Origin of the sequence: Amycolatopsis silviterrae, assembly GCF_042684085.1 — a bacterium.
GTDB classification, from domain to species: domain Bacteria; phylum Actinomycetota; class Actinomycetes; order Mycobacteriales; family Pseudonocardiaceae; genus Amycolatopsis; species Amycolatopsis silviterrae.
This window is the reverse complement of record NZ_JBHUKS010000027.1, coordinates 1-13,424: the sequence shown is the minus strand read 5'-3', so window position 1 is coordinate 13,424 and position 13,424 is coordinate 1. Positions and strand designations below refer to the sequence as shown.

The window sequence follows — 13,424 nt, the reverse complement described above, 5'->3', positions numbered from 1 at the left end:
GGTGCCGGGCCCCGGAAAAGGATCAGCCCGCCGAAGGCACCGGGGCGGGCAGCGGGCTCGGGTAATAATCCGCGCCCACCAGAACGGGGCCGTCGTCGCCGGAGCAGAACGACAGGACCCACAGCGAGCCCTTCTTGCTCGGCACCACCCCGTCGCGGGCGGCGGGCAGTTCCAGGCCGTCCCGGTCCGCCAGCGCGCTCACCAGGTCCGGGATCACCCCGCCCTGGCTGCTGATCAGCGGAGTGCCCCCGCCGGCCGCGATCGCCAGCAGGCGGCGGATTCCGAGCAGCGGGTCCGGCCAGTAGCCCTCTTCCGAAAACAGCGGCTCGTGCCGCACCTCGGCGCCGAGTGCGTCGGCGACTCCGCCGACGGTCTGCACGCAGCGCAGGCGCGGTGCGGAGAACACGCGGTCGGGGCCGAAGAGCGGCAGCAGTTCGCGCAGCGCGGCGGCTTGGCGCTGGCCGGCTTCGGACAGTGGGCGCAGGTCGTCGTCGCCGGTCCAGTCCTCGCGTTTGCCCGCTTTGGCGTGCCGTACCAGCAACACCGTCGTCAGCACCGGCGGGAGGGCGCAGAACTCGCGCAGCACCCGGACATCCGTCGGCTGCGTCAGCAGCTGCTCGGCGGCGACCGGGTCCAGCCAGCGCAGTTCGTCGACCTCTTCGTTGGGCTCAAAAGCTCCCGCAACGGCTTCGCCGCTGAAGTAGTCGACGCTCTTGCGCAGCAGCCGCCCGTTGTTCTTCGCGGGCACCTCGTACCTCGTCTGCGCCACATAGCGGCCCAGCACCGCGCGGAACCCGGTCTCCTCGGCGATCTCGCGCACCGCGGTGGCCGCGATCGTCTCGCCGGGGTCGACCTTTCCCTTCGGCAGCGACCAATCGTCGTAGCGGGGCCGGTGCACGAGGGCGATCTCGATCCTCGCTCCGGCGCGGCGCCAGAGCACCGCGCCGGCGGCCCGGACGTCCACGCTCATCCGACGGCCCCGTGCAGCTTCGCGAGTTCGAGCTGGTGGTCGCGGACCTGCGAGCCGGCGGCCGGGAACGGCTGCCATTCGCCGGACGCGCTGAGCACCCAGCAGCGCGTGTGCGGGTCGAGCGCCGAATCGAACACCTCGTCCAGCTGCCGTGTCAGCCTCGGGTCCTTGACCCGCACCAGCGCCTCGATCCGGCGGTCGAGGTTGCGGTGCATCATGTCCGCGCTGCCGATCCAGTGCGTGCCGCCCGCGCGGAAGTGGAACACCCGCGAATGCTCGAGGAACCGGCCGAGGATCGAGCGGACGCGGATGTTCTCGCTCAGCCCCTCGACGCCCGGCTTCAGCGAGCAGATCCCGCGCACCACCACGTCGACCGGGACCCCGGCCTGCGACGCGTGGTACAGCGCGTCGATCACCTGCTCGTCGACGAGCGAGTTGCACTTGATCCGGATGCCCGCTTCGAGCCCGGCGCGGGCGAGTTCGATCTCCTCGCCGATCGCGCGCACGATGCCGCGGCGGATGCCGTGCGGCGACGTGAGGATCGTGCGGTAGGTGTCCTGGCGCGAGTAGCCGGTGAGGACGTTGAACAGATCGGTGATGTCCGCGCCGATGCTCGGGTCCGCGGTGAGCAGGCCGAGGTCCTCGTACAGCCGCGCGGTCTTCGGGTTGTAGTTGCCGGTGCCGATGTGGCAGTAGCGGCGGATGGTCGAACCCTCCTGCCGCACCACCATCGACACCTTGCAGTGCGTTTTGAGGCCCACCAAGCCGTACACCACGTGCACGCCCGCGCGTTCCAGCGTGCGCGCCCAGGTGATGTTGGCCTGCTCGTCGAAGCGCGCCTTGATCTCCACCAGCGCCACGACCTGCTTGCCCGCCTCGGCGGCGTCGATCAGCGCGTCCACGATCGGCGAATCGCCGGACGTCCGGTACAGCGTCTGCTTGATCGCCAGCACCTTCGAGTCGGCCGCGGCTTGCTCGATGAACCGCTGCACGCTCGTGGAGAACGAGTCGTACGGGTGGTGCACCAGGACGTCGCCCTCGCGCAGCGTCGCGAACACGCTCTTGGGCGTTTCGCGTTCGCCGAACGCCGGATGCGTCGCCGGCACGAACGGCCGGTCCTTCAGCTCCTTGCGATCGACGCCGGCCAGCTGGAACAGGCAGGTGAGGTCGAGCAGCCCGGGCACCTCGACGACGTCCTCGGGGTCGACTTCCAGCTCGCGCAGCAGCAGTTCGAGCATGTGCTCGCTCATGTCCTGCGCCACTTCGAGCCGCACCGGCGGGCCGAACCGGCGTTGCGCCAGCTCGCGTTCCAGCGCCTGCAACAGGTCCTCGTCGCGGTCTTCCTCGACCTCGAAGTCCGCGTTGCGGGTGACCCGGAAGACGTGGTGCTCGGTCACCTCCATGCCGGTGAACAGATCGCTCAGGTGCGCGGAGATCAGTTCCTCGAGCGGGAGGAAGGTGGCCGACCGGCTGCCCCGTTCGGTTTCCACGCGCATCAGCCGCGGCACGTTGCTCGGCACCTTCACGCGCGCGAACCGTTCGAGCCCGCCTTGGGGGTCCCGCACGGTGACCGCGAGGTTGAGCGACAGCCCCGAGATGTACGGGAACGGGTGCGCCGGGTCGACCGCGAGCGGCGTGAGCACCGGGAAGATCTGCTCGGAGAAGTAGCTCGACAGCCGGAGCTGGTCGGCCCCGGAAAGGTCGGCCCAGCCGACGAGCCGGATGTCCTGCTCGGCCAGCTGCGGGCGCAGGTGCTCCTCGAACGCGGCGGTGTGCCGCTCGACCAGGTCCTGGTTGCGCTTGGCGATGTAGTCCAGCTGTTCGCGCGGGGTGAGCCCGTCCGCGCTGCGCACCGACAGGCCGGTGCCGTCGCGCCGCTTCAGCCCGGCGACCCGCACCATGTAGAACTCGTCCAAATTGGACGCGAAAATGGCGAGGAACTTGGCCCGTTCGAGCAGCGGCTGCGATTCGTCCTCGGCCAGCGCGAGCACGCGGGCGTTGAAGTCGAGCCAGGACAGCTCGCGGTTGAAATACCGGTCGTCGGGCAGCGACTCGACGGCGGTGGGCGCGGAGGTGACGGCGGGCGGGGCCGAGGGGACGGAACGGAATTCCTCGCCGCTTTCGGTCGTGGTCCGGCGCGGCCGCACGACGGCCTTGGAGACGGCTGGCGGCGCGGCGGGTTTCTTCGCCGCGGTCGAGGCGGCGGCTTTGCGCTTGGCCGGTTTGGCGTTGTCTTCCGCCGGAGCTGCCTTGGGTTTCGCCCGACGGCCCGCGGCGGAGTCAGCGTTCCCGCGCGAGGTCGCCTTCCTGCCCGCAGAGCGCGGGGCCGGGGACGAGGGGGTTGCGCTGCTGCCGCTCTTCACGCGCCGCCGGGGCGGAGTGCTGCCGTCTTCTGTGCTCACCCTGCCCATTGTTCACTACGAAGCCGCGGATTGCGCAGGCCGCGATGAAGGTCGAGTGAACAGCTCAGCGCATTCGCGCCCGTTCGGCCGGGAGCAATGCCGCGGTGCGCTTTCCGAGACCGAGTTTCGCGGCGTGGCGGAGGTCGTCTTCGGTGTCCACGTCGCCGCGCAGCGACGGCAGCGCGCGGGTGAGCGGAATCGCGCCGGACGCCCGGTGCAGTTCCGCGGATCCGGCGCCGAACCGCGGGTCGAGCGGTTCCCCCGGCGCGGACAGCAGCAGCGTGGTGCCGGTGCCCTGCCGGTCGAAAACCACCGCGCGGCGGCCGGCGGCCTCGGACAGCGCCTGCTCCAGATCCACCGCGCGCAAGGCGGGAAGATCCGCCTGGAGCGCGCCGACCACGCCGCCGGGCGCGTCCGCGCGCAGCAGTTCCGCGCCGTGGCGCAACGCTTCGTTGAGCCCGCCGCCCGCCGGTTCGGCGACCAGTTCGACGCCGAGACCGGCCAATTCGGACAGCGCGGCCGGATCGGCGGTGACGACGAGCACGCGCCGGACGCCGGCGACCGAGGTGACCGCGGCCAGCGTGTCGCAGGCCAGCGCCAGCACCAGCTCCGCGTGCCGGTGCGCGGGCACCGCGCCGCGCAGCCGGGACTTGCCCGTGCCCGGCGGTTTCAGCGGCATGACGAGGTCTGCGTCCACGTGTCCATCTTTACCCGAAACCCGCCGGACGCGTGCGTGAGCGCACCCTCCCTGGACTGCGCGAACCGGCGCGCGGCAGGATCACCCGGAGCAGAGGCGACCCGAGGAGGAGAACTGTGGCACGGCGTGAGAAGGGCGGATTCTGGGTGGGGCTGGCCGCCGCCGCGTTCTATCCGCTGACCGCGATCGGCAAGCGGGTGTACCTCGGCGCGGAGAAAATCCCGCGGCAGGGGCCCGCGGTGCTGGTGATGAACCACATCTCGCACCTGGACCCGGCGGTCGACGCGGTGTTCGTGCACCGGCAGAAGCGGGTGCCGCGGTTCTTCCTCAAGGCGAGCCTGAAGGACGTGCCGGTCTTCGGCCGGATCGTGACCGGGTCCGGGCAGATCCCGGTGGCGCGCGGGTCGAGCGCGGCGGGCGACAGCCTCAAGGCCGCGCACCAGGCGCTCGAAGAGGGCAAGGTCATCGTGATCTACCCGGAGGGCACCATCACCAAGGACCCGCTGGGCTGGCCGAAGGAGGCCTACAGCGGCGCGGCGCGGCTGGCGCTGCAGAACGACGTGCCGGTGATCCCGATCGCGCGCTGGGGCACGAACCAGATCTTCAACGGCTACACCAAGAAGTTCACGCCGTTGCCGCGCAAGACGGTCACGCACCTGGTCGGCGACCCGATCGACCTGTCGCGGTTCCGCGGCGCGAACCCGCGCAGCGCCTCGACCCTGCGCGAGGTCACCGCGGTGCTGATGGACGAGGTGACCCGCCTGCTGGTCGAGATCCGGCAGGAGGAGCCGCCCGCGAAGAAGCCGGACGACGGCTCCGCGCGGGACGGTGCCTGATGGCGGGTTTCGCCGCCGACGTGCAGCGGGTCACCGTGCTCGGCGCGGGTTCGTGGGGCACCGCGTTCGCGAAGGTGCTCGGCGACGCGGGCCGCGACGTGACGATGTGGGCGCGCCGGGAAAGCGTCGCGGAGGAGATCCGGGAACGGCACACCAACGAGTCGTACCTTCCGGGCACTCCGCTGCCGGAACGGATCACCGCGACCGCCGACGCCGCCGCGGCGCTGGACGGCGCGCAGGCGGTGGTGCTCGGGGTGCCGAGCCAGAGCCTGCGCGCGAACCTCACCGGCTGGCAGCCGCTGCTGCCGCCCGAGGCGATCCTGGTCAGCCTGGCCAAGGGCGTGGAACTGGGCACGCTCAAGCGGATGAGCGAGGTGATCGCCGAACTCGCGGGCGTCGCGCCGGGCGAGATCGTGGTGGTGTCCGGGCCGAACCTGGCCCGCGAGATCGCCGCCGGGCAGCCGGCCGCCGCGGTGCTCGCGTGCGCGGACCACGAGCGGGCGAAAGCGGTGCAGCAGGCGACGTCGAACCAGTATTTCCGGCCCTACACCAACACCGACGTGGTGGGCTGCGAGCTGGGCGGCGCGTGCAAGAACGTGATCGCGCTCAGCTGCGGGATGGCCGCCGGGATGGGCCTCGGCGCGAACACGATGGCGACGCTCATCACCCGCGGCCTCGCCGAAATGGCCCGGCTGGGCGCGAAACTCGGCGCGGACCCGCTGACCTTCGCCGGTCTCGCCGGGCTCGGCGACCTGGTGGCGACGTGCTCCTCGCCGTTGTCGCGCAACCGCACCTTCGGCGAACGGCTCGGGCGCGGCGAAACGCTGGCCGAGGCGCAGGCGGCGACCGGCGGGCAGGTCGCGGAGGGGGTCGCGTCGTGCTCGTCGATCCGCGAACTGGCGCGGCGGCACGGGGCCGACATGCCGATCACGGAGGCGATGTACCGGGTGTGCCACGAGGGCGTCGACCCGCGGCAGGCGGGCGCGGAGCTGTTGGGGCGGTCCCGGAAACCGGAGTGGAGCTAGGCCCTCGTGAGTGGCGATCCCGGTTCTAACCGGGATCGCCACTCACGAGGGGCACCGGTGTGAACCTGCGCTCACCGGGGCGGTCCAGGGGGTGAGACGGGTTGACCGGGCGGTCCGGGGCTGGTTCGCTGTGCGGCATGCTGACGTGCGAGATGACGATGCGGCCGGGGTCCGACGACCTCCGCCCCGTCATGGGCATGTCGTGTCGCTGTTGTCGGTGAACCCCGCCCCGGCCCAGTTCGACACCCCATTCTTCCCGTGAGGACTTCTTTTCATGTTCGCCGTTCCGGACAACACCCTGCTGCGTCCCGAGAACCCCGCCCTGCGCCATCCGGTCCGCGTCGCCGTCGACGTGGCCGCCGACCGGGAACGCTGGGGCAGCCTGCTGCGCTACGACCCCGACGACCGCTTCTCCGCCCTCGTCGAGCGCGCGGACGGCCAGGAGATCTGGCTGCTCAGCTGGCTTCCCGGCCAGCACACCGACCTGCACGACCACGCCTTCGCGACCGGCGCGTTCACCGTCGTGTCCGGGCGGCTGACCGAAACCGTCGCGCGGCGTGCCCCGGGCGGCCGCGCGGTGACCGAGGTGCACGGGCTGTCCGCCGGGCAGTCGCGGGTGTTCGGGCCGGGCTACGTGCACGAGGTGCGCAACGACGGCCCGGACCCGGCGATCAGCGTGCACGTCTACCGCGAGGGCGGTCGGCGGATGCGGTCGTACCAGGCGAATCCGGTGGACGGCCCGGTCCGGGTGTGATCAGCGGTCGAGATCGCCGCGCAGCCTGAACTGCCGCTCGATCTCCTCCCGGCCGACGCCCGCCGCCAGCAGCACCTGCAGCAGGATCCGGGATTTCCGCGGGCACAGCCACCCGGCCATCGTCGCGCCCATCCGGATGAGGCTCGATTCGGAGCCGTGAAATCCGTACGTGCCGCGGAAAGTCGGGCCCGCGCCGGTCCGGGACGCGACGACGACCGGCACCTCGGCGGCGGCGATCACGTCGGCCGTTCCGGTCGACACGTGGCCCACGCCGTTGGCCGCGATCACCACGCCGCGCACTCCGCCCTTGAGCACCAGGGACAGCAGCTCGCCCGAATCGTCGAGCCCGGATTCCAGCAGCGGAACGAGATCGACCGTCTCGGCGCCCGGCAGCACCGGCAGGCGCGGCGGCGACGGGTGGAAGTAGTGCACCGCTCCTTCGGCGACCATGCCGAGCGGTCCGGCCGGCCGCGACGAGAACGTTTCGACGTGGCTGGAATGCGTCTTCCGCACCCACCGCGCCGCGTGCACGTCGTCGTTGAACGCCACCAGCGCGCCCCGGCCACGGCTGCGCGGATCGGCGGCGGCGGTGAGCGCGGCGAGGAGGTTCGCCTGGCCGTCCGGGCTGGGCAGGCTCGGGTTCCGCATCGCGCCGGTGACGACCACCGGCGCGTCGGACGGCCACGTGAGGTCGAACAGGTACGCCGTTTCCTCCAGCGTGTCCGTGCCCTGCACCACCACGAGACCGTCCGCGCCCGCCTCGATCTGGTCGAGGCCCCACTGCCGGGTGCGCGCGAGCGTCGCGTAGTCCATCGACGAGCTCGAGATCCCGGCGAGCGTCGCCGCGGTGACCTCCATCGGCAGCCGGGAACCGAGTTCGCCCAGCAGGTCCTCGGCGCTCAGCCGCGGCACGACGCCGTCTTCGATCGAACGTCCGGGAGCCATCGAGATGGTGCCGCCCAGCGCGGCGACGGCGATGCGAGTCATGTCTCGCACTCTATGCGGGGCGCTGTGCCTGCAGGGTGTAGCTCGCGGCGATCCGGCGCGGGTTGTCGCGCAGCCGCCATTCGCCGTCCCCGGCCTCTTCCATCTCGTGCGGCAGCGCGTTCCACGCCGCGGTGTCGTGCTCGGTCAGCCCGGTCAGGATCAGGCCCTGGCTGAGCAGCGCGGTGACGATTTCGCCGAGCGAGTGGTTCCAGCTGTGCGACGTGGTGGCGCGCAGCGGTTCGGCGGTCTCGACATAAGTGGCCGACTCGTCGAACACCAGCGGCTCGTCGTGCTCGAAGTAGTCGTACTTCGGCCACGCGCGTTCGGATTCGTCGTCGAGCGACCACAGCATCGGATGGCCCTCGCGCATGAACAGCCGCCCGCCCGGGCGCAGCAGCCGCGCGATCACCTCCGCCCACGGCGCGATCTTCGGCAGCCAGCAGAGTGCGCCGATCCCGGTGTACACCAGGTCGAACGTGTTCTCGCCGAAGACTTCCACCGCGTCGTAGACGTTCGCCTCGTGGTAGTCGATGTCCGCGCCGGTGGCGTCCGCGAGCTTGCGCGCCTCGGCGAGCGACGCCGGGGAAAGGTCCAGACCAGAGACGCGAGCGCCGAGCCGGTGCAGCGACAGCGTGTCGGTGCCGATGTGGCACTGCAGGTGCACGGTGCGCAGCCCGGAGACGTCGCCGAGGCGCGGCTGGTCGAACCGCACGATCTGGCTCAGGTGCCCGGGATCGGATCGGTACTTGTCGAACTCGTAGTACGCCGAGCGCGCGTGGATCGGCGCGCGGTCGTCCCAGTTGGCCCGGTTGATGTCGAACGAATCGGTCACGCCATCTCCGCCACGCTGCGCTGCACGCAGAACTCGTTGCCTTCCGGGTCCTGCAAAACGACCCAGCCGCCGCCGTCCTCGCGCCGGTGGTCGGAATGCAGCGTCGCGCCCGCCTTGAGCAGCCGCTCCACCTCCTCGTCGCGGGTCGCGTCGTCCGGCTTCAGGCAGACGTGCAGCCGGTTTTTGCTTGTCTTGGGTTCCGGCACGGCGATGAACAGCAGCGTGACGCCGGAGTCGAGCGTGATGCCGATCTCCTCGTCGCCCTGCTTGTCGTCCTCGCCGACCGGGCGGCCGGTGACCTGGGTCCAGAACTGGGCCAGCTGCCACGGGTCGGCGCAGTCGACGGTGATGTTGTCCACGTAAGCGGTCATCATCCGGAGTCTGCCCGGAATGCCCGATGCGCGCGACAGGTTTCCTGTCGAGTGGCTGTCAGCCCGGGGTTCGGCTCGCGCGCCCGCGCGGACGTCGCGGAGGATGGCGGGGTGGAGAACCCGAACCCGGTGCGGCTGCTGGTCGTGGACGACGAGCCGCACATCGCCGACCTGGTCGCGACCGTCGCCCGCTACGAGGGCTGGCAGGCCGTGACGGCCGGGTGCGGCGCCGACGCGCTCGCGCGGGCTGCCGAGTTCTCTCCCGACATCGTCGTGCTCGACCTGATGCTGCCCGATTTCGACGGCTTCACCGTGCTCGACAAGCTGCGCGAGAAGCACGACGCGGTGCCGGTGGTCTTCCTGACCGCGAAGGACGCGACCGCCGACCGCATCGCCGGCCTCACCCGCGGGGGTGACGATTACCTGGTGAAGCCGTTCTCCGTCGAGGAGTTGATGGCGCGGCTGCGCGCGGTGCTGCGCCGGACGTCCGAGAAGCCGGACGCGCGCACGGCCGTGCTGGAAGTGGGCGACCTCACTCTCGACGAGGAGACGCACGAGGTCCGGCGCGGCGGCAGGCTCGCCGAGCTGACGCCGACCGAGTACGAGCTGCTGCGCTACCTGATGCGGCGCTCGCCTGCGGTGCTGACGAAGGCGCAGATCCTCGACCACGTGTGGGAGTACGACTTCGGCGGCCGGTCCAATGTGGTCGAACTCGCCGTCTCGCGGCTGCGGCGCAAGCTCGACACCGGGGCCGAACCGCTGATCCACACCGTGCGCGGCGTCGGGTATGCCGTGCGGCAGGCGGGCCGGTGAGCCGGATCGGGCGCTGGGCTCGCCGGTGGTACCGGGCTTGGCGCGCCTCCCGGCTGGGCACGCGGCTGGCGTTCGGGCTGGGCGCGCTGGCGCTGGTAGTGTTCGCGATCGTCGGCGCGCTGACCGTCGAGCTGATGCACGACTACCTCAGCCGGCGGCTCGACGAGCAGCTCAAGACCAGCCAGGTCGCGCAGGTGCCGCATCTGCGCGAGTCGAAGGACAGTCCGGAAGTCGTCTATTCCTGGTATTCAGCGGTGTTCGACGTCCGGGAAGGGCGCGCTGTCCCGCAGCCGGGCAGCACGTTGCCCGACGACGTGCGGCCGCTGGCGCGAATCGCCGAGGAAGCGACCAGCGGCGACCTTTTCCGCACGATTGCCTTGCCTGGCCAGGGTTCTTACCGCGTCCGGGCGTGCCCGGTGGAGACTTCGCGGAACGGGACCGGCACCGTGCTGCTGAGCGCCGCTCCGCAATCCGACCTCGACAACACCGTGCAGCAGCTGATGTTGATCGAGGTGATCGCGTTCCTGATCGCGTTGGCGATTCTCGTCATCGCCGGCCGGGTCGTGCTGCGGCGCGGGCTGCGGCCGTTGTCGGACATGGCCGGAACCGCACACGACATCGCTTCACACGACCTCACTGCCACTGCGGATCTGCCGGTGCGCGCGTCCGGCACCGGCGGCGGTGCGGAGGTCGAGGAGCTGCGGACGGCGTTCAACTTGATGTTGACCCACATCGAGTCTTCGCTGGCCGCACGCACTGAGGCGAACGATCGGCTGCGCCGGTTCGTCGCGGACGCTTCGCATGAACTGCGCACGCCGTTGACGTCGATTCGCGGCTACGCCGACCTTTTCCGTTACGCCGCCGCGAATGAGCCGGAGGAACGCGAGGCGCACCTGGAGAAGATCCGGGCCGAGACCGCGCGGATGAGCGTGCTGGTGGACGATTTGCTGCTGCTCGCCCGCCTCGACGCACGCGACGTCGAGCCGCCGGTGCGACCGCAGCGGATGGATCTCACCGAGATCGCCGCGGCTGCCGCGGACGCGTTCCGGGCCGGTCGTCCGGGGCATCCGCTCACGGTGTCGATTCCGGAGGAACCCGTGCTGCTGCACGCGGATCCGGCACGGCTGCGGCAGGTTCTGGACAACCTGCTCGCGAACGCGGCGGTGCACACCGCTGAGGGGACCCCGGTCGAGCTGGCGGTGAGCGCGGCGGACGGGACGGCGATCGCCGCCGTCACCGATGCCGGGCCGGGGATTTCCGCGGAAGACCAGCAGCGGATTTTCGACCGGTTCTATCGCGTCGACAACTCCCGCACCCGGGCCGCCGGCGGCACCGGGCTGGGGCTGTCGGTGGTGCATTCGCTGGTGGTGGAGCACGGCGGGACGGTCTCGTTGGAGAGCCGCCCCGGCCAGACTGTGTTCACCGTGCGGTTGCCGCTGTCTTGATGACGCGGGTGGCGACGTGTTCCGGCACGGCCCAGCCCGCAGGCAGGTCGGCGGACGGCTCCGGCTCGCCGAACACCGTGTGCACCGGCAGTACTCCGGCCCAGGCGGCGTTCTCGGTGACGTCTTCGGGCTCGTCGTCGGGGCCCTCGGCGCGGAGTTTCACCGACGCTTCGGCCAGATCGAGCGCGATGACCGAAACGGCGGCGAACTCCTTCTTGTTCACCGGGCGGGCGTGCTCCCACGAGCCAGGGGAGAGGTGGTCGGTGAGCACCTGCAGGCCGCGCATCTTCTCGTCCGCGTCGGTCACCAGCCGGGCCCGGCCGAGGATGACCGCGCTGCGGTAGTTCACCGAGTGGTTGTTCACTGAGCGGCAATAGACGATCCCGTCGAGCAGGGTCACCGTCACGCAGACGTCGGTTTCCCCGGCAGCGGCTCGCAGACTGGCCGCGCCCGTGGAACCATGCAAGTACAGGGTGCCGCCGTCGCGGCCGTATCCGGTGGGCAGCACCAGCGGGACGCCGTCGCGGACCACGCCGAGGTGGCAGATCAGCGCCTCGTCGAGCACGGCGTGCAGTGCCGCGCGTTCGCTGGCTCCGCGGTGGCGTTTGCGGCCGAGCGTGGTGCGTTCGGTGGGCGAAAGGCTGCTCATGTGTTCAGTGTGCGGCTGGCAAGTGGCTATGTTGAATGTCCACTTCTTCTACACTTGAGAAGTCCACTTCGCGATAACGGAGGTCCGCCGTGTCCTACGCCGACACTGCCCTGCCGGTGAGTCTCGACCGCGAAGCGGCCACTCCGCTGGCCGTGCAGCTGGCCGACGCGCTGCGCGAAGCCGCGGCGGGCGGGCACCTCCGCGGCGGCGACCGGCTGCCGTCCACCCGCGCGCTGGCCGAACGGCTCGGCGTCTCGCGGACGGTCACCTCCGCCGCGTACGAGCAGCTTCACGCGGAGGGCTGGATCGCCGGGCGGCACGGCTCCGGCACCTACGTGACCACCCCGCCGACCCGCGCCGCCGCCTCGGTCTCGACGCCCGGTTCGCTTCTCGCCGAACCGGAATCCGGGCCGATGCTCGACCTCGCGCCGGGCACCCCGTGGGCCGGCGGGCTCGATCGCGCGGCCTGGCGGCGGGCATGGCGCGCCGCCGCCGACCCCGAACCGCTCACTCGCGCGCACCGCGCCGGGCTGCCCGAATACCGCGCGACGGTGTCGGAACACCTGCTGCGGCACCGTGGTCTGGCCGCTGGCTCGGTGCTGGCGACCGGCGGTACTACCGCGGCGGTCGTGGAACTCGCCGCCGCGGTGCTGCGCCGGGGAGCGGTCGTCGCCTTCGAGGAACCGGGCTATCAGCGTGCGGTGCAAGCCTTCCGGCAGGCCGGGCTCACCGTCGTGGGCGTGCCGGTGGACGAGGAAGGCCTGCGCCCGGACGCGATTCCCGCTGGTGCGCGCGCGGTTTACTGCTCGCCAGCGCACCAGTACCCGATGGGCAGCCGGATGAGCGCGGCCCGGCGCGTGCAACTCGTGGAGCGCGCCCGGGCGGAAGGCATGCTGGTCATCGAGGACGACTACGACGGCGAGCTGCGCTTCGACGTCGCCCCGCTGCCGATGCTGGCCGCGCTCGCCCCGGATGTCGTCGTGCACCTCGGGACCACCAGCAAAATCCTCACTCCGACGCTCGGCGCGGGCTGGCTCGTCGCCCCCGCCGCGGTGGCGGATTCCGTGCTGGCGTACCGGGATCTCACCGGCACCCGCCCGTCGCCGGCCGGCCAGCGGGTGCTCGTCGAACTGGCCCGGACCGGCGATCTGGGCCGCCACCTGCGGAAGCTGCGCCGGGAAATGGCCGAACGCCGGACGGTGCTGGTCGGTGCGCTGAGGACGGCCGGAATTCCGTTCGTGGGCGACGACGCCGGGGCGCACCTGGTGGTGCCGGTGGGGAGCGCCGAGGCGGAGGCGCGGTTGCTCGCCGAAGCGGAACGGCATTCGATCCGGCTCGACGGGCTGGCACGGCATTTCGCCGGAACGCCGACTGTGTACGGCATCGCGCTGGGGTACGCGGGGTGTTCGCGGGAGGCGTTGACGGCCGCGGTGCCGACGCTGGTCGGCCTGCTCCGCTGAACCCCGGGCGGGCGGCTGCCGCTGCCGGTCAGGGCACCGCCGGACGCTCGCTTTCGCCCGCCCCGCTGCTTGCGCCCCAATGCCGCATTGGGTGCGTGGCATGCACCGAACGCCGCATTGGGTGCGTGGCATGCACCGAACGCCACTGTGAGGATGTGGGGGCGGGGTCACCGGGCCGGTCTG

At 71.4% G+C, this 13,424-nt stretch carries 13 protein-coding genes; 6 read left to right on the top strand and 7 right to left on the bottom strand.

Annotated features, from left to right (window positions below; all coding sequences use genetic code 11):
• Positions 1–22 precede the first annotated feature (22 nt).
• The 3 genes from ACFSVL_RS33935 to cofC are packed head-to-tail and all read right to left on the bottom strand — an operon-like array spanning position 23 to position 4,069.
• The gene (locus tag ACFSVL_RS33935; RefSeq protein WP_378310134.1) at positions 23–970 is read right to left on the bottom strand and encodes an NUDIX hydrolase; all 948 of its coding nucleotides are present in this window, start codon (positions 968–970) and stop codon (positions 23–25) included.
• Positions 967–3,381 carry an RNA degradosome polyphosphate kinase gene (locus ACFSVL_RS33930; protein WP_378310132.1) on the bottom strand — a complete coding sequence of 805 codons (2,415 nt, stop codon included), beginning with the start codon at positions 3,379–3,381 and terminating at the stop codon, positions 967–969. Before ACFSVL_RS33930 ends, ACFSVL_RS33935 begins: the two co-directional genes overlap by 4 nt.
• Positions 3,382–3,436: 55 nt before the next feature.
• Positions 3,437–4,069 (bottom strand): 2-phospho-L-lactate guanylyltransferase, encoded by a 633-nt coding sequence (gene cofC / locus ACFSVL_RS33925; protein ID WP_378310130.1) that lies wholly within the window; start codon positions 4,067–4,069, stop codon positions 3,437–3,439.
• A gap of 116 nt (positions 4,070–4,185) precedes the next feature.
• Here cofC and ACFSVL_RS33920 point away from each other — a divergent pair, with 116 nt between their 5' ends.
• From ACFSVL_RS33920 to ACFSVL_RS33910, 3 genes are all read left to right on the top strand, one after another.
• Positions 4,186–4,905 carry a lysophospholipid acyltransferase family protein gene (locus tag ACFSVL_RS33920; RefSeq protein WP_378310128.1) on the top strand — a complete coding sequence of 240 codons (720 nt, stop codon included), beginning with the start codon at positions 4,186–4,188 and terminating at the stop codon, positions 4,903–4,905.
• Positions 4,905–5,930, top strand: coding sequence for an NAD(P)H-dependent glycerol-3-phosphate dehydrogenase (locus tag ACFSVL_RS33915; RefSeq protein WP_378310127.1), 1,026 nt, complete (start codon positions 4,905–4,907; stop codon positions 5,928–5,930). Before ACFSVL_RS33920 ends, ACFSVL_RS33915 begins: the two co-directional genes overlap by 1 nt.
• 274 nt (positions 5,931–6,204) lie before the next feature.
• Complete coding sequence (locus ACFSVL_RS33910) at positions 6,205–6,684, top strand: cysteine dioxygenase (RefSeq protein WP_378310126.1); 480 nt, start codon at positions 6,205–6,207, stop codon at positions 6,682–6,684.
• Here ACFSVL_RS33910 and ACFSVL_RS33905 read toward each other — a convergent pair whose 3' ends face one another.
• The 3 genes from ACFSVL_RS33905 to ACFSVL_RS33895 are packed head-to-tail and all read right to left on the bottom strand — an operon-like array spanning position 6,685 to position 8,874.
• A complete protein-coding gene (locus ACFSVL_RS33905) occupies positions 6,685–7,671 on the bottom strand; it encodes an asparaginase (RefSeq protein WP_378310124.1) in 987 nt (328 codons plus the stop codon).
• 10 nt (positions 7,672–7,681) lie between these two features.
• Complete coding sequence (locus ACFSVL_RS33900) at positions 7,682–8,503, bottom strand: class I SAM-dependent methyltransferase (RefSeq protein ID WP_378310122.1); 822 nt, start codon at positions 8,501–8,503, stop codon at positions 7,682–7,684.
• Positions 8,500–8,874 carry a VOC family protein gene (locus tag ACFSVL_RS33895; RefSeq protein WP_378310120.1) on the bottom strand — a complete coding sequence of 125 codons (375 nt, stop codon included), beginning with the start codon at positions 8,872–8,874 and terminating at the stop codon, positions 8,500–8,502. Before ACFSVL_RS33895 ends, ACFSVL_RS33900 begins: the two co-directional genes overlap by 4 nt.
• Before the next feature lie 111 nt (positions 8,875–8,985).
• Here ACFSVL_RS33895 and ACFSVL_RS33890 point away from each other — a divergent pair, with 111 nt between their 5' ends.
• Positions 8,986–9,687, top strand: a complete 702-nt coding sequence (locus ACFSVL_RS33890) for a response regulator transcription factor (RefSeq protein ID WP_378310856.1) — start codon at positions 8,986–8,988, stop codon at positions 9,685–9,687.
• Entirely contained in the window at positions 9,684–11,132 is a 1,449-nt protein-coding gene (locus ACFSVL_RS33885) for a sensor histidine kinase (protein WP_378310118.1), read from the top strand. Before ACFSVL_RS33890 ends, ACFSVL_RS33885 begins: the two co-directional genes overlap by 4 nt.
• On the opposite strand, the gene ACFSVL_RS33880 is transcribed toward ACFSVL_RS33885, so the two are convergent.
• Complete coding sequence (locus tag ACFSVL_RS33880) at positions 11,107–11,781, bottom strand: pyridoxamine 5'-phosphate oxidase family protein (RefSeq protein ID WP_378310116.1); 675 nt, start codon at positions 11,779–11,781, stop codon at positions 11,107–11,109. The genes ACFSVL_RS33885 and ACFSVL_RS33880 overlap by 26 nt on opposite strands.
• An 89-nt stretch (positions 11,782–11,870) precedes the next feature.
• Between ACFSVL_RS33880 and pdxR the strand changes: the two genes are divergently transcribed.
• A complete protein-coding gene (gene pdxR, locus ACFSVL_RS33875; protein WP_378310115.1) occupies positions 11,871–13,241 on the top strand; it encodes a MocR-like pyridoxine biosynthesis transcription factor PdxR in 1,371 nt (456 codons plus the stop codon).
• Positions 13,242–13,424: the final 183 nt, after the last annotated feature.